The following is a 15974-nucleotide window of genomic DNA, read 5'->3' as shown; positions in this document are numbered from 1 at the left end:
TTCGCCGGAAACATCCGGATTACCCGCTGGTAGAGGGGGATTCGCCGTGCCACGGCATCGATTAGGTGGTATCACCTGTGCGAGCATGGGCGGCTGGGGCCCGGGCCCGCTCGCGAGAAGCCGGTTGGCTTCACGTGCTCGTCCGGGTGGGTGGTGGCACATCGTCAAGAGAGTGTCGTTGTAACCATGATCCGAGGACGCGTGGCAACGCGCCGGCATACTATGCGCTGGTCCATTCAGCCGGAGGTAGCAGATGCCCGCAACGCAGCCGGGGAGCGGCTCGACGGTTCGCCGTATTCTCCTCGGTTCCCAGCTTCGCCGTCTGCGCGAAGCGAAGGGGATTTCGCGGGAGGAGGCCGGTTACGAGATCCGAGCCTCCGAATCGAAGATCAGCAGAATGGAACTGGGGCGCGTCAGCTTCAAGGAGCGCGACGTGGCTGATCTGCTGACGATGTACGGAGTGGGCGACGAGACCGAGCGAGCCGCCCTGTTGGGCCTCGCCGCGGAGGCGAACGCCCAGGGCTGGTGGCACAACTACAACGACATCCTGCCGAGTTGGTTCCAGGTCTACGTGGGCCTGGAGGAGGCCGCCTCGGTCATCCGCACCTACGAGGTGCAGTTCGTGCCCGGGCTGCTGCAGACCCCCGAGTACGCGCGTGCGGTGGTCGTCGCCGGTCAGCCCTCCGCGTCGGTGGCCGAGGTCGACCGACGAGTGGGCCTGCGCATGCAGCGCCAGTCGATCCTGTACCGCGACAAGCCGCCGCGCCTGTGGGTCGTGCTGGACGAGGCGGCCCTGCGCCGACCGATCGGCGGCCGGGACGTGATGCGGGACCAGGTCCGGCACCTGATCGAGATGGCGGCCCTGCCGAACGTCACCATCCAGATCATGCCGTTCCGCTTCGGCGCGCACGCGGCCGAGGGCGGGCCGTTCCTGCTGCTGCGCTTCCCCGAGAGCGACCTACCCGACGTGGTGTACCTCGAACAGCTCACCAGCGCGCTCTACCTGGACAAACGCGACGAGGTCGACGCGTACACCGAGGTCATGGACCGGTTGAGCGTGGACGGCATGCCGCCCGACAAGAGCGTGGACCTGCTGCAGCGCATCCTCAAGGAGAACTGAGCCGGCCGGTGAGCGCGACCACCCGGGCGGAGCGCCCCGGGTGGGCGCTCACGCGAGCAGGTTGTCGAAATCCCCGTCCTTGACCCCGAGGATGAGCGCCTCTATCTCGGCGCGGGTATAGATCAGCGCCGGCCCGTCGGGGTGCCGCGAATTGCGGACCGCGACGTCGCCGCCCGGCAGCGCCGCCATTTCGACGCAATTGCCCTGCGAGTTGCTGCGGCGACTCTTCTGCCACGTGACCCCGTCGAGCGCGGTGGCCGATACCCCGTTGTGCGTTGCCTGCATGACGCTTCTCCTGGACCTCTCGCCGAGCAACCCGACGGAGCGGCGGTCGCCCGCCCCCGGTTGCGGCACGTGTCGTTCCTTCGTCCCGGTCCGTCGCAATTTATTCCAGCACCGGTTCGACTTACGCGTGCACGTGCATCTGACCATGCATATGCAGCGTACAACGGCGATGATAGCGCAGCCCGACTTCACTCACACGGGAGGGCTCAGGCATTCCTCAGGGTTTCAAAGGAAGCGTAAAAGCTCCTTAAGAACCGGGGGACGAAACGGACGCAAGAATGCAGAAAACCCGTCGAAGGATCGACGGGTAAACGCTTGGCGCCTTAATTCGGTTGCCTGTTCCCGATGTGAATTAAGACTCCTCACAAAGGTGCAACGCAATGCGATCCGCGGGCTGCGGACCGTGTTTCGTCAGGCGGGTATCTCGAACATCGCCCAGACGACCTTTCCGGTACGTCGGCCCATCCCGTTCAGGGGGAACCAGCCCCATGAATCACTGAAACAGCCGACGAGATAGAGACCGCGGCCGGATTCCTCGTCGTCGCCGCCCGCCTGGGTCTCCGGCAGACTCTCGCCGGGATCCTGGACCGCGCACATGACGCGCTCACCCTTGCGCAGGAGCGCGAGTTGGATGTTGTGCGCGACATCCGTCGCGTCGTCGCGGCCGGCCCCGAGTCCGTGGCACAGCGCGTTGGTGACGAGCTCGGAGACGACCAGGGCGAGGTCGTCCTCCAGCCCTGCGGCGCCCCAGCCGGCGAGCACCGTCTGCGTGAAGTCACGAGCGGCCTTGACCGACTCCCGCCGTGCGGCGAGGGCTTGGATCGCGATATCGGAGGTTGGTCCCATATCCCCGGCCAGAGGCTCCATCCACTGAAACGTCGACGTCCGGAACCCTGCGGGACTCGCGACGGTCATCCGTGCCTCCGAGCGGGTACTGGTCCCCGGCCTGTTGGGAACGCCGCCAGAGGACTCGCCTCACAGAGCGTCCATGCACATGCGCGTGCACATGCACACACTTCATTATGAGGATGCCGACCCCAACTGCAAGACCGGATGCACGTGCATCGACGATTTCTGCGTCTGCACCACGCCGATGCACGTGCATTACGATCGAACAGAGGCCGCTTTACGACCGGTTCCCGGACAAATCCGGGAACCGGTCATTTCTTTCTTTTGGCTTTACATCGGGAAGAGTCCGGACAATTCGAGCATCCGCCGACTCCCGACCGGCGAGAGCGTCAGACCGACACGTCCGAGGGGGTGGGCGTCGCGACCGGCTCCGGCGAGCCGGCGGCGCGGCCGGTGTACTGGAGCACCAGCGCGACACCCGAAAGCAGGAACACGGCGAGACCGGGGCCGAAGAGCAGCCACGGCATGACCGACACCTCGGTCTTCTCGTCCGGGATGCTGTCCGCGTCCTTGAAGGTGTCGATGTTCGCGCCGATGTTGTCCACCAGTGCGCTGAACTTCGCGAGGATGCGGTCGGTTTCCAGGAGGCCCTTGCCGACCTTCGGGTACTGCGTGGCGAGTTCCGCGGTGAACTGCGGAGCGGGCTTCCTCAACAACGCGGCCATCGACGGAATCGACTTGGTCTTCATCCCGGTGGCCATCGCGCCCAGGGTGTCGAGGTCGGTGCGCGCCTGCTTGTATCCGGCGTCGGTAAAAGTGGGCTGGAACGCGGTGAACATCTTCTCGGATGCCTTGGTCTTGCCGATCACACCCGTGGCGAACACGCCCACCACCATGCCGAGGCCGACCACCGCCGCGAGCGTCAGGCACACCGTGCTCAGCACCGCCTTGGTGCCGACGAAGGAGAACAGCAGACCGCCCACACCGACCACGAGCAGGATGATGCCCGGGACCAGGTAGAGATAGGTGACCACCGTGTTCGGGTCGTCGGCCGTCGGGATCTCGTCGGCCTGCCGGAAGTTCTCGGCCTGCGCGTCCATCGTTCCCGCGAGCTTGTTGAAGCGCGGCATGATCTCGTTGACCTGCGCGAGCCCCTTGCCGACCTCGGGGGCCGTCGCACCCATCAGGCTGATCAGCTGCGGCGTGGTGAGGTTGGCCTGCTGGGCGAGGCCGGGCAGCGTCTCCTTCTGCAGCTGCGCCAGCATCTCGTTCATCGTGACGAGGTCGGTCTTGCTCTCCGCGAGCGCCGTCTTCGTGAAGGCCGGGCGGAAGTCATTGGTCAGATCGTCCACAGCCTGCGTCTTCTTCGGCAGGCCGGCGGCCAGCGGGAAGATGATCAGGGCCGCACCCAGCAGGGCGATCAGCACCAGCGCCACGTGGCGGTATGCACGCACAGCGGGTTCTCCCTTCGCTTTCCGTTATCTCTCGGATCGTATGGGTGATCGTGCCGATCGCCGTGGATCCGGTCGACGGAAAGCACCTGTTCTCGTTGTTTGTCACTCGGGCAGCCGATCTTCGCAAAGAGCAACCCGCCAGTCAGCTACTGGCAAGTAATGTCATGGGATCGAGATCTCCGGCACATCGGTCGCTTCCGCCATGGAGGGGTGTCGCACCAGGCGCTAGCGTGCGCCGGCAGGCTCGGTCGAGCTTGATCGCGAACGGAGGTCGCCCGTGGATCTTGAACTGACGGCGGATCAAAAGGCGGTGCAAGACGCCTTTTCGGAGTTCTTCGCGGACAGGTGCCCGATTTCCGTGGTGCGCGCCGCCGAGCCGCTCGGATTCGATCCGGATCTGTGGCACCGCCTCGCCGCGATGGGCGCGCCCGGCATGGCGCTGCCCGAGAAGGCCGGCGGCGGCGGCGCGACCCGCCTGGATCTGGGGCTGCTGCTGCACGAGGCGGGCCGGGTGCTCGCGCCGGTGCCGCTGAGCGGGCATCTGGCCGCGTCGCGGCTGCTGCTCGACACGCCGTGGTGCGCGGACGCGGCCGAGGGCACGCTGATCGCGGCGCCGGCGCTGCGCCCGGCCCTGGACGGTCTGGCCCGGCTGGTCCCCGGCGGCGCGGTCGCGCACGTCGTGGTGGCCCTGGACGAGGACGAGTTGGTGGCGGTCCGGAGCGAACCGCCGATGACGGGGCCGGCCAACCACGCGGCGGCGCCGCTGGCCGATCGGGACGTGCGCGACCCCGACGCGGAGCGGGTGGTGCTGGCCCGGGGCGACGACGCCGCGCGGCGGTACGCGGCGCTGCGGCGCGAGTGGCAGTTGTATACGGCGGCCACGCTCGCGGGACTGGCCGAGCGCGCGTTGGAGATCGCCGTCGCGTACACGCTGGAGCGGGAGCAGTTCGGCAAGCCGATCGGGGCGTTCCAGGCGGTACAGCAGGGGCTGGCCGACCTGGTCGGGCCGTTGGACGGGATCAGGCTGCTCGCGGCGCGCGCCGCGTGGTGCGGTGACGAGGGCGATCCGGCCGAGGCCGCGCGGCTCGCGGTGATGGCGTTCCTGGCCGCGACCGACGTCGCGCGGACGGCGACGTATCGCGCGGTGCACTTTCACGGGGGTTACGGCGTGACCCTCGAATACGACATCCAGCTCTACTTCCGGCGCGCGCGGGGGTGGCCCCTCGTGCTCGGTGACCCGGACGAGGAGTACCAGCGCTTGGCAAACGACCTCTTCGGACCCGTGGGGAGCATCTGATGGACTTCGAGCCGAAGGAATCGGTCGAGGAGTTTCGCCGCTGGATCCGGGCGTTCGTCGCGGAGCACCTGACCGAGGACATGGTCGAACGGGCCCGCCGCACCGGCACGTTCCACGACTGGGACTTCCACCGCGCGCTGGCCGCGACCGGGGTGATCGCCGAGGGCATGGCGGGACCGGGCCGGACCGCCGGGCGCGACCCGTTGGAGCTGTACGTCCTCTTCGACGAACTCGGTCTGGCCGACGCGCCGTTCTTCGGGCTCGCCAACACGATGCTGGTGGCCGGGATCGTCGAGCAGATCGGCAGCGCGTTCCACTTGGCGGAGGTGCTGCCGAGGTTCCACCGGGGCGAGGCGATCGCGGCGCTCGGGTACAGCGAACCGGGCTCCGGGTCGGACGTCGCGGCGGCGGCCACCCGCGCGGAGCGGATACTGGGCCATCCGGAGGACGAGCCGGTGTGGCTGGTGAACGGGCAGAAGATGTTCACCACGCTCGTGCACGAGGCCGGCTACGTGATCCTGCTGACCCGCACCGACACGGACCTGCCCAAACATCGCGGCCTGACCATGTTCCTGGTGCCGATGGACCTGCCGGGCATCTCGTTCCAGCCGGTCGAGACGATGGGCGGGGACCGCACCAACATCACCTACTTCACCGACGTGGAGGTGCCCGACCGCTGGCGACTCGGTGAGGTCGACGGCGGGTGGGGCGTGATGAAGGTGGCCCTGGCGTACGAGCGCGGCGTGTTCGGCAACATGAACCAGGGCGTGTCGCTGCTGCGCCGGTTCACCCGGTGGGCGGCCGAGACCGGCAGCCTGGACGACGCCTCGGTCCGCAAGCGGCTGGCCAGGATCGCGATCGACAACGAGATCACCGGCCTGCTGGCCCTGCGACCGGCGCTGATCGCCAGCGGCGGCGGGCTCCCGACGACGGAGGGCTCGATCGCGAAGCTGTACGCCAGCGAGTCCTACAACCGCGCCGCGGAGGCCTGCCTGGACATGGCCGGCCCCGAGGGCCTGCTCGCCGAACCGGGCGACGCCTGGTTCGTCGACCACGCCGCGCGGGACGCCCCGGTCACCACCATCTACGGCGGTACCAGCGAAATCCAACGCAACAACATCGCCGAACACAGACTCGGCCTCCCCCGCGCACGCTGACCCACCCCCCGGCGGCCTCAATCGCCGGCCAGGCTGTGTCCTCAAACGCCGGACGGGCTGATTTCACCCCGACCGGCGCTTGAGGCCAACCAACCGCAGCCCGACCCCAAAACCACCCGACACATCCACCCCGGCCGGCGCTTGAGGCCAACCAACCGCAGCCCGACCCCAAAACCACCCCACACATCCACCCCGGCCGGCGCTTGAGGCCAACCAACCGCAGCCCGACCCCAAAACCACCCGACACATCCAGCCCGGCCGGCGTTTGAGGCCAAAGCGGGCCGCAGGCCGGCCACCCCAGCCCGTCCGGCGTTTGAGGACAAACAGGACACCATCCGCATGGCCCACCGAACGCGTGGCCGGGCAGCAGCCTGCTTCATGGCAGACTTCGGCACCGTTCACACCGGTGAGCGAACGGAGTTTCTGCCATGCGGCCCCTGCACGACGAGGACCCTTCGGGCGTAGGCCCCTACCGACTGGTGGGCCGGCTCGGTGAAGGGACCACGGCTCGGACCTACCTCGCCGCCGCGCCCGACGACGAACCCGTCGTGGTGCGGGTGATCCGGGCCGACCTCGGTCGCGACCCCGCGTTCCGCGCGCGGTTCGCCGAAGAGGTCGACGCCGCCCGGCGGCTGTCCGGACCGGGCACGGCGATCCTGGTGGACGCGGATACGACGGGCCCATCGCTCTGGTACGCGACCACGCACGTCCCCGGCCCGACGCTGGACGAGACCGTGCGCCGGCTCGGCCCCCTGCCCGGCCACACGCTGCGCGTACTCGCCGCCGAACTCGCACACATACTGGGGCAATTGCACGCGTCCGGACTGTGGCACGGCCGGCTCGACCCCGGCGCGATCCTGCTCGGCCCGGACGGCCCGCACCTGCCGCAGCTCGGGATCGCACACGTGTCGGCCGGCTCCTCCGTGACCGCCGACGGCGTCGTGATCGGCACCGTGCTGGACTCCCCCGGGTTCCGGTCGCCGGAGCAGATACGGGATCTGACGGTCGGTCCGGAGACCGACGTGTTCTCGCTCGGATCCGTGCTCGCGTTCGCCGCGACCGGCGTCGGCCCGTTCGACCGCGGCGGTGAGGGCTCCGCCGCCGACCGGGTCAGCGACGGCGAGCCCGAACTCGGCGATGTGCCGGCTTCCTTGCGCAACCTGATCGCGGCCTGCCTGATCAAGGACCCGGCCCGGCGGCCCGCCCCCGACGAGATCGTCCGCGTCGCGGCCGGCACCCCGGGCCCGGGCTGGCTCCCCTCTCCCTTCGCCGAGTGGGTGGCCGCACGGGTGGCCAACCCGTGGGAGCCGCCGCAGCCGATGCCGGGCAGCGAGCCGTACGCGGCCGGCACCGTCCCGGCCCCGCCGCCGGGAGCCGAGCCCGCACCCGAGGCGCCCGCCCCGAAGACCGCGCCCACACCCACACCCGCACCGACCACGGCGCCCACCCCCGACGAACCCCCCCACGCGCACGCCGCGCCGAGCCCCGGGCCGCCTCCCGCAGGTCCCGCGTCAAGTCCCGCCGCGGCTTCCTCGCGGTCGCGGCCGGCGCGGCCGTGGTCGGCGGCGGCGCCGCGGCCTGGGCCCTGACCCGGGGCAACGACGGCTCGTCCAAGGCCGCCTCGACGAAGTCCGCACCGCCGGCGGGCAAGACCGGCGTGAGCGGCCCGGTCGCCCCCGCCACCGTCCAGGAACTGACCGTCTGGACGACCGAGGGCCTGGTACCCGCCGGCCTGCTCGGCGACCTGGGCCTGGAGTTCGGCAAGGGTGGGAGTTCGCCCGGTCTCCGGCTCGGCAGCCGGGTGCAGCCGAAGTCCGGCTACACCCGGGCCCTGGAGCAGGCGTTGCGCGCGGGCCGCGGCCCGGACGTGTTCGAACTCGACCTGCTGACCCTGGCCCGGTTCAAGGCGGCCGACCTGGTCATGGACCTGACCCCGTATCAGGAGCGCTTCGACGGCGACACGTGGTTCCCCGCCGTGCGCGCCGCGTGCACGTCCGGCAGCCGGATCATGGCGCTGCCGCTGTCCGCGAACGTGCCGGTGGTGCTCTACGACAAGGGCCTGTTCCAGACCGCGCAGGTGGGCGTGCCCATCGACCGGCCGACCTGGGTCGCCGACCTGGAGAAGCTGCGGCTGGCCAACGCGGCCAATCCCGATCACCGCGCGGTGTACGTGCCCGGCGGCGCGTGGCCGATCCTGGCATCGTGCGTGTGGGAGGACGACGGCACGATCGCGGTGCAGGAGGGCGACGCGTGGCGCGGCACCCTCGACCTGCCCGGCTCGGTCGAGGGCGCCAGGTTCTTCCGGCACCTTCAGTCGTACGCCCCGGACGCCGCCGCCGTCGGCACCGACGACCCCGCGATCGTCACCCGGGTCACCCGGGGCGGCGTCGCGTCGGTGATCGCCGACTCGTCGCTGTACGACAGGGTGGTCGCGGCCAACCCGGCGATGCGGGCCGTCCTGGGCGCGTTCCCGATCCCGGGCCGGACCGCGGGCAAGCCGTCGGCGGTCGGCGTGCGCGGCACCGTGCTGGCGGTGTCGGCGGCCAGCCTGTTCAAGGAGGCCGCGATCGACCTGCTCGCGCTGGTGGCCACCGATCGCTGGCGGTCCCGGATCGCCGCCGACGGCCGGCTCGTGCCGATCCGCACCGGGCTCGATCGGGCCGTGCCGTCGGACAACCCGATGATCCCGGCCGCGATGGCCGCGCTGCCGGTGGGCGGGCGGGCCTACCCCGTCGCCCCGGGCTGGTCGGACCGTCCGCTGGCCGAACTGTCCCGGCAGACCCTGGCCGGAGCCGACCCGCTCGCGGCGGCCGCGGCGGCGAATGCCATCGTGGCTCGCGAGTTCGGTGCCGTCGCGACCTGACCCGGCGACACCGCCCCTCACCCGCAGTCCCTCGTATTCGTAGTTTTGCCCCGGAGGAGCAACACAGTGCCGTCGTGGAACGACGACCCGGAGCCGTCGTCGGACGACTCGCCGGTCCACCCGCCCCAGCCGCCGACCGCACCGCCCGGCGGACCGGCCTCCGGTCTGCCGTACGGGCAGTCCTATCCGCCTCCGCCGCCGCCCCCGACGTACGCGCCGACGGCCGCCCCGCCACCGCCACAGCAGCAGTACCCGCAGCATCCACAACACCCGAACATGCCGCCGCCGCCCGGGTGGGCCCCGCCGCCCCCCGGGTGGGCCCCGCAACCGCCTCCGGCAGCATCGGCCGCAGGCTCTTCCCGGCGCAAGGTGATCGCGGCCGGCTCGGTCGCGGCCGTCGTGGCGGCCGGTGGTGGGGTCGCCGCGTGGCTGCTCACCCGCGGCGACGACAAGGCGGCCGGCAAGCCCGGGCCGGGTCCCACGACGAACACGGCGTCACCACCGCCGCCCGTGCCGGATGTGCCCACGGCCGAGAGTGGCCCGTACACCCTCACGATGTGGCTCGACGCGCAGATCACCCCGGGAATCGACCAGACAAAGTCGAACACGGATCTGACCGCCGCGCTGCTCAAGGCGGATCCGTACGGCACCCTCAAGCCGGAGGTCCAGGAGTTCGCCGACAACCAGAAGCTGGACGCCGTGTTCGCCGCGGGCCAGGGTCCCGACCTGTTCCAGACCCAGACCTTCAGCCTGGCCCGGCACGTGCTGCGCGAGGAACTGCTCGACCTGACGCCGTACGCGAGCCGGCTGAACATCGACGCGTGGCATCCGGCGGCCCGGGCCGCGTGCACGGTGGACGGCAAGCTGTACGCGCTGCCGATGGACGTGTACGCGCCGGTCGTGCTGTACGACAAGCGGCTCTGCGACCCGGCCGGATTCGTCGTACCGCGCACCCGGGACGAGTGGATCGCCCAGCTCGACAACCTCAAGAAGCACTACGCGAGCGACCCGAAGTTCGAGGCCCTGCACATGACCGGCAAGGCGTGGACGCAGATCACGTCCTGCCTGTACGAGGACGACTGCGCGATAGCCGAGCGGGAGAACGGGCGCTGGGTCGGGCGGCTGGGCACCGCGCAGGGCAAGGCCGGCATCTCCTTCTTCCAACGGCTCCAGGCGTACTCCGCCGCACCGAAGGACGTGGACGAGGGCATGGACCCGGCCGGTTCGATCGCCAAGGTGCTCGCGGGCGGCAAGGCGGCGATGGTGATCCAGCCGGCCTGGATGTTCCCGGACTTGGTCCGCACGTCGCCGGAGACGGCGCGCAACACGGCGGCCTTCCCGATCCCGGGGCGGTCCGCGGACAAGCCGTCGGCCGTCGCCGTGTGGAGCTCGGTGGTCGCGGTGTCGGCGAAGACCGCGCATCCGGCGGGGGCGGTGAACCTGCTCCGCGTGCTGGGCTCGGCGACGTGGCAGCAGCGCTGGGCGGACGAGAACGAGACGGTGCCGGCGCTGACCGGCGTCACCACCGTCACCGGCAGTGGCAACGCGATGCTTGCCGCCACGCTGGAGGCCCTCAAGCAGGGCCGGCCCTACCCACAGGCGCCCGGTTGGACGTCGAACCCGCTCAAGGAGTTCGCCGTGAACGTGCTGGCGAAGGGCATCGATCCGAGCAGCGCCGGGCGGCGCGCGGACGCCCTGATCGCGGGCAACTTCGACAGAGAGATCCCGCGCTGACCGACCGTCCGTCGCAGACCCGCACGTAACGCCCATGTCACCCACACGGGCCAAGAAATCCTCAAGCGTAAGCCCGCCGCGGTTCGCCGTGGCGGGCTTCACGCATTCCCCACCCTCCGCGTTCGGGCCGCCGCTTACCGTCTAACCCCTCCCCCTTCGGGTGACCGGCGGTTTCCGGCGATGGCGGTACATGTCGGCAGACGACTCTGCCCCGAATGTCCCCGTGCCGGTCGGTGCCGTGTCCCTCGCTCCGAGCACACGAGGATGCGGTCCGCCATGTCCGGAAGTCCCGATCCCTCGCGGGCCGATCTGCTCCGCGACAGCCTCACGGCCGTCGCCGGCGCCGCGAACGATCTGGTCTCGCACTTCTACGCCCTGCTGTTCCTCCAACGGCCCGATCTGCGCGCGCTGTTTCCGCCGGCGATGGACCTGCAGCGCGACCGGCTGCTGACCGCGCTGCTGCGGCTCGGCACCGGCAGCGACGAGCCGCACGAGCTGCGCCGATTCCTCCGTCAGCTGGGCCGCGACCACCGCAAGTACGGCGTCCTGGACGACCACTACCCGGCCGTGGGCACCGCACTGATCGGCGCGCTCGCCCGCTACCTCGGCCCGCGCTGGACAGCCGAGCTGCAGGCCGCCTGGGTGGAGGTGTACACGTGGGCCTCGGACGTGATGATCGAGGCCGCCGCCGACGACGCCGAGGAGGCGCCACCCTGGTGGGACGCGGTGATCACCGGGCACGAGCGGCGCGCCCAGAACATCGCGGTGCTCACCGTCGAACCGGACCGGCCGCTGCCCTATCACCCGGGCCAACACGTCACGATCGAGACGCCGTGGTGGCCGCGGGTCTGGCGGCAGTACTCGATCGCGAACGCCCCGCGCGTGGACGGCAGGCTCGAACTGCACGTCCGGGCGGTGCCGGCGGGCTGGGTGAGCAACGCGCTCGTGTACCGGGCCCGGGTCGGCGACCACATCCGGCTCGGTCCCGCGCGCGGCGGCCTGGTGCTGCGCGGCGAGACGCTGCGCCGCGCCCTGTGCGTGGCCTCGGGTACCGGGCTCGCGCCGATCAAGGCGCTGGTCCAGCACATGGCGCAGCGTCAGCTGGCCAACCGGGCCTACGTCTTCATCGGTGCCAAGTACGGGGCGGACCTGTACGACCTGCACGCGCTGTCGGCGATGGCCGACGTGTACCCGTGGTTGAAGGTCATACCGGCGGTGACCCACGACCGCTCGTTCGCGGGCGATCAGGGCGCGTTACCGGATGTGCTGGCGAGATACGGCTTCTGGCACGACCACGACGTCTTCGTCAGCGGCTCGGCCGCGATGGTCCGGGCGACCACGCACCGGCTCACCGGCGAGCTGGGTGTTGCCCCGCAGCGGCTGCACACCGAGAGTCCGGACGCGATCGCACAGGGTTCCCCGGGGCTGCTCCAGGGCTGCTGACCTGCGGCCGGCTGATGGCGGGGGCGTAACGTACGGACCAACAGGGTCGTGTCGGACGACCGGTTCGAGCAGCAGGAGCACCCGCATGGTCAGCAAGGCGCCCGTGGACGACGTAGGCGACGAGGCACTCGTGGTCGGGCCGCCCAAGGAGTACGCGGCCGGGCTCCCGGCGGTGGCGTGGTCGCTTCGGCACGCCGGCCGCCAGATGGGCGTGCGGCGCAGCCTGCTGACGCTCGTGCAGGTGAACCAGAAGAAGGGCTTCGACTGCCCCGGCTGCGCGTGGCCCGAGCCGGACCACCGCAGTGCGGCCGAGTTCTGCGAGAACGGCGCGAAGGCGGTCGCCGAGGAGGCCACGGTCCGCCGGGTGGGCGCCGACTTCTTCGCGGCGCACCCGGTCGCCGAGCTGGCCGACAAGTCCGACTACTGGTTGGGCCAGCAGGGCCGGTTGACCGAGCCGATGTACCTCGCCGAGGGCGCCTCGCACTACGCGCCGATCTCGTGGGAGGACGCGTTCGACGTGGTCGCCGAGGAGTTGGCGGCGCTGGACTCGCCGGACGAGGCGGCGTTCTACACGTCCGGCCGGACCAGCAACGAGGCCGCGTTCGTGTACCAGCTGTTCGTCCGGGCGTTCGGTACGAACAACCTGCCGGACTGCTCCAACATGTGCCACGAGTCGAGCGGTTCGGCACTGACCCAAACCCTCGGGGTGGGCAAGGGCAGCGTGTCGCTGCAGGACCTGTACAAGGCCGACCTGATCTTCGTGGTGGGTCAGAACCCGGGCACGAACCACCCGCGCATGTTGTCCGCGCTGGAGAAGGCCAAGCAGGCCGGTGCGGCGATCGTGTCGGTCAACCCGCTGCCGGAGGCCGGGCTGCTGCGGTTCAAGAATCCGCAGAAGGTGTCGGGCATGCTCGGCGCCGGGACGGAGCTGACCGACGAGTTCGCGCAGATCCGGGTCAATGGCGACCTGGCCCTGTTCCGGGCGCTCAACCGGCTGCTGCTCGAAGCCGAGGACGCGGCACCGGGCACGGTGCTCGATCGCGCGTTCATCGACGAACACGCGCACGGCTTCGACGAGTTCGCCGCGGACGTGCGGACCACGTCGTGGGACGACGTGCTGGAGGCGACCGGTCTGGCGCGCGAGCAGATCGAGCGGATCCACGGGCGCGTGCTCGGCGCGAAGCGGATCGTCGTGTGCTGGGCGATGGGCCTGACCCAGCACAAGAACTCGGTGCCGACCATCCGCGAGGTGGTCAACTTCCTGCTCCTGCGCGGCAACGTGGGCCGGCCCGGAGCCGGCGTGTGTCCGGTGCGCGGGCACAGCAACGTGCAGGGCGACCGGACGATGGGCATCTACGAGAAGCCCTCCAAGGAGTTCCTGGACGCGCTGGAACAGGAGTTCGGCTTCGCGCCGCCGCGGGAGCACGGGCACGACGTGGTGGACGCGATCCGGGCGATGCGCGACGACGCGGTCAAGGTGTTCGTCGCGATGGGCGGCAACTTCGTGTCCGCGACGCCGGACACGGCCGCGACCGAGGCGGCCATGCGGGCCACCCGGTTGACGGTGCAGGTGTCCACCAAGCTCAACCGCTCGCATGCGGTCACCGGTCGGCGCGCGCTGATCCTGCCGACGCTCGGCCGGACCGAGAAGGACCAGTTCGTCACGGTCGAGGACTCGATGAGCGCGGTCCACATGTCGCGCGGCAAGCTGCCGCCGGCGTCGCCGCGGCTGCGGTCCGAGGTCGCGATCGTGTGCGGCCTCGCCGAGCGCGTGCTGGGCGAGCGGGTCTCGGTGCCGTGGGGCGAGTTCGCGCGCGATTACGACCTGATCCGGGACCGGATCGAGCGGGTGATCCCGGGGTTCACCGACTTCAACCGGCGCGTGCGCGAGCCCGGCGGGTTCGTGCTGCCGCACGGGCCGCGCGACGAACGCCGGTTCCCGACCACGACCGGCAAAGCCAACTTCTCCCGCAACGACCTCGCGGTGCTGCGGGTGCCGGCGGGTCGGCTGATCCTGCAGACGGTGCGGTCCCACGACCAGTACAACACCACGATCTACGGCCTGGACGACCGCTACCGCGGCATAAAGCAGGGCCGCCGCGTGATCTTCGTCAACCCGACCGACCTCGCCGAACTCGGCATCGCCGACGGCTCGCTCGTCGACCTGATCAGCGAATGGCACGACGGCACGGAACGCCGCGCGGACGCGTTCCGCGTCGTCTCCTACGACACCGCGAAAGGCTGCTGCGCAGCCTACTTCCCGGAAACCAACGTCCTGATCCCCTTGGACAGCACCGCAGACGAAAGCAACACCCCCACCTCCAAGTCGATCACCATCCGCCTCCACCCCCACACCCACTAACCAGCCGTCCTCAAACGCCGGACGGGCTCAACAAGCCCACCAAATCCAGCCCGTCCGGCGCTTGAGGACAACGCGACCAGGCCAACCCCAGCCCGTCCGGCGTTTGAGGACAACGTGACGAGGCCACACCCAGCCCGTCCGGCGCTTGAGGACAACGGCATCAGGCCGCCAAAACCGCCTACCCCTGGAACCGCACCGCAAGCACCGCCGCCAGCCGCCGAGAGGCAAACGCAGTGCCATGCACGAACCGAACCACCGGCCCAAAAGTCGCCGCGGCCGGCGGCCCGGTCACATACAGCCCCGGCACCGTCGTCCCGAACGACGCGTCCAGCCCCGGCAACCCGCCCACCGTCGCGATCCGCCCCCGCACGTCCGCCCCCAGGAACCCCAGCGCCCCGAGATCGACCCGATACCCGGTGGCGGCAAGCACGTGGTCGGTCCGCACCTCGCGCTGATACCCGTGCCCGTCCCGCACCAGCATCCGCACGCGCCCGTCCCCCTCCCGATGCGCCCGGGTGATCGTCTGCGCGTCCCGCACCGCGACCCGCCCGTCGAGCCGATCCCGCAACCACCACGCGGCGGACGGCCCGAGGATCCGCCGAGCCAGATCGACCCGCACGCACGCCGGCAGCAGCCGGAACGCCGCCGGCCCCCGCGCCGCTGCGGCCACCGACCACCCGGCCCCGAGCGGCGAGTCCGGGGTGAGCCGCCGCGCCCGCCCCACCGTCGGCGCCGCGGCGAACCGCACCCGGTCGGCCCGACCGAACACCCGCACCCGCGCGGCCCCGCCCTCGTGCAGCAGGGCCGCGCTCTCCAGCGCCGATTGCCCCGACCCGATCACCACGACGTCGCGGTCCGCGCCGAGTTCGGCCAGATCCGCGTGCTCGGCCGAGTGTGAGACCAGATCGCCGCCCAGCCGCTCCAGCACGGGCGGGATGTACCGGTGCGCGGCCAGCCCGGTGGCGAGCACGACCGAGTCGACCACGAGGTCCGCGCCGTCCTCCCGGGCCAGCACGAAGCCGTGGCCCTCGGGCCGGATGTCGGTGATCCGGGTCCGCTCGACGTCCGGCACGAGCCGGTCGGCGAACCAGCGGCCGTACTCCAGGAAGGTCTCGCGCGGCACCGGCTGATCCCCCGTCAGCACCGCGTCGCCCCTTTCGCGTTGGAACGCGGCCAGGGTGAATCCCGGCCGCGGCGCGCTGATCGAGGAGGCGTCGGGCCGCGATTTCAGCAGCATCCCGGCGGGCATGTTGCGCCGCCAGCTCTCCATGGGTTCACCGAACACCCGGGTGGTGACTCCCAATTGGCGCAGGTGCGCGGCGAGCGAGAGCCCGTAGGGGCCGGCTCCGACGATGGCAACGGTCATTGACTCTTCCTTTGTCATGGATTGTTGGCTTATCTGGTGAAAGA

The 15974-nt window shown here is 70.7% G+C and carries 12 protein-coding genes; 8 read left to right on the top strand and 4 right to left on the bottom strand.

The genetic code is table 11. From position 1 onward, the window contains the following. Positions 1-253: 253 nt before the first annotated feature. The gene (locus tag OG928_RS26655; protein ID WP_406288178.1) at positions 254-1120 is read left to right on the top strand and encodes a helix-turn-helix domain-containing protein; all 867 of its coding nucleotides are present in this window, start codon (positions 254-256) and stop codon (positions 1118-1120) included. A 48-nt stretch (positions 1121-1168) separates the two neighbouring features. Here the strand turns inward: OG928_RS26655 and OG928_RS26650 are convergent, their stop codons facing one another. From OG928_RS26650 to OG928_RS26640, 3 genes are all read right to left on the bottom strand, one after another. Further along, positions 1169-1405: a DUF397 domain-containing protein gene (locus OG928_RS26650; RefSeq protein ID WP_406288175.1), complete on the bottom strand. Its 237-nt coding sequence runs from the start codon at positions 1403-1405 to the stop codon at positions 1169-1171. Positions 1406-1816: 411 nt separating this feature from the next. Then, positions 1817-2251: an ATP-binding protein gene (locus tag OG928_RS26645; RefSeq protein WP_406288173.1), complete on the bottom strand. Its 435-nt coding sequence runs from the start codon at positions 2249-2251 to the stop codon at positions 1817-1819. A gap of 392 nt (positions 2252-2643) precedes the next feature. Then, the gene (locus OG928_RS26640; protein WP_406288170.1) at positions 2644-3708 is read right to left on the bottom strand and encodes a hypothetical protein; all 1065 of its coding nucleotides are present in this window, start codon (positions 3706-3708) and stop codon (positions 2644-2646) included. A 277-nt stretch (positions 3709-3985) separates the two neighbouring features. On the opposite strand from OG928_RS26640, the gene OG928_RS26635 reads away from it, so the two are divergent. From OG928_RS26635 to OG928_RS26605, 7 genes are all read left to right on the top strand, one after another. Continuing rightward, on the top strand, positions 3986-5005 hold the full coding sequence (locus OG928_RS26635; protein WP_406288167.1) for an acyl-CoA dehydrogenase family protein: 1020 nt from the start codon (positions 3986-3988) through the stop codon (positions 5003-5005). Beyond that, on the top strand, positions 5005-6162 hold the full coding sequence (locus tag OG928_RS26630) for an acyl-CoA dehydrogenase family protein (RefSeq protein WP_406288165.1): 1158 nt from the start codon (positions 5005-5007) through the stop codon (positions 6160-6162). Before OG928_RS26635 ends, OG928_RS26630 begins: the two co-directional genes overlap by 1 nt. 428 nt (positions 6163-6590) lie before the next feature. Next, the gene (locus OG928_RS26625) at positions 6591-7751 is read left to right on the top strand and encodes a serine/threonine-protein kinase (protein WP_406288164.1); all 1161 of its coding nucleotides are present in this window, start codon (positions 6591-6593) and stop codon (positions 7749-7751) included. Continuing rightward, the gene (locus OG928_RS26620; protein ID WP_406288162.1) at positions 7718-9025 is read left to right on the top strand and encodes an extracellular solute-binding protein; all 1308 of its coding nucleotides are present in this window, start codon (positions 7718-7720) and stop codon (positions 9023-9025) included. Before OG928_RS26625 ends, OG928_RS26620 begins: the two co-directional genes overlap by 34 nt. Positions 9026-9091: 66 nt before the next feature. Further along, entirely contained in the window at positions 9092-10759 is a 1668-nt protein-coding gene (locus tag OG928_RS26615) for an extracellular solute-binding protein (protein WP_406288159.1), read from the top strand. A gap of 276 nt (positions 10760-11035) precedes the next feature. Next, a complete protein-coding gene (locus tag OG928_RS26610) occupies positions 11036-12202 on the top strand; it encodes a globin domain-containing protein (protein WP_406288157.1) in 1167 nt (388 codons plus the stop codon). A gap of 85 nt (positions 12203-12287) precedes the next feature. Then, the gene (locus OG928_RS26605) at positions 12288-14564 is read left to right on the top strand and encodes an FdhF/YdeP family oxidoreductase (protein WP_406288155.1); all 2277 of its coding nucleotides are present in this window, start codon (positions 12288-12290) and stop codon (positions 14562-14564) included. A 178-nt stretch (positions 14565-14742) separates the two neighbouring features. On the opposite strand, the gene OG928_RS26600 is transcribed toward OG928_RS26605, so the two are convergent. Continuing rightward, entirely contained in the window at positions 14743-15930 is a 1188-nt protein-coding gene (locus OG928_RS26600) for an FAD-dependent oxidoreductase (RefSeq protein WP_406288153.1), read from the bottom strand. Positions 15931-15974: the final 44 nt, after the last annotated feature.

This window comes from Embleya sp. NBC_00896, assembly GCF_045207785.1.
Taxonomy (GTDB): Bacteria; Actinomycetota; Actinomycetes; order Streptomycetales; family Streptomycetaceae; genus Embleya.
This window is presented reverse-complemented; position numbering and strand designations above follow the sequence as displayed.

Coding starts and splice junctions, on each gene's coding strand:
- OG928_RS26655 (WP_406288178.1), top strand. CDS start 254: ATGCCCGCAACGCAGCCGGGGAGCGGCTCGACGGTTCGCCGTATTCTC.
- OG928_RS26650 (WP_406288175.1), bottom strand. CDS start 1,405: ATGCAGGCAACGCACAACGGGGTATCGGCCACCGCGCTCGACGGGGTC.
- OG928_RS26645 (WP_406288173.1), bottom strand. CDS start 2,251: ATGGGACCAACCTCCGATATCGCGATCCAAGCCCTCGCCGCACGGCGG.
- OG928_RS26630 (WP_406288165.1), top strand. CDS start 5,005: ATGGACTTCGAGCCGAAGGAATCGGTCGAGGAGTTTCGCCGCTGGATC.
- OG928_RS26625 (WP_406288164.1), top strand. CDS start 6,591: ATGCGGCCCCTGCACGACGAGGACCCTTCGGGCGTAGGCCCCTACCGA.
- OG928_RS26610 (WP_406288157.1), top strand. CDS start 11,036: ATGTCCGGAAGTCCCGATCCCTCGCGGGCCGATCTGCTCCGCGACAGC.
- OG928_RS26605 (WP_406288155.1), top strand. CDS start 12,288: ATGGTCAGCAAGGCGCCCGTGGACGACGTAGGCGACGAGGCACTCGTG.
- OG928_RS26600 (WP_406288153.1), bottom strand. CDS start 15,930: ATGACCGTTGCCATCGTCGGAGCCGGCCCCTACGGGCTCTCGCTCGCC.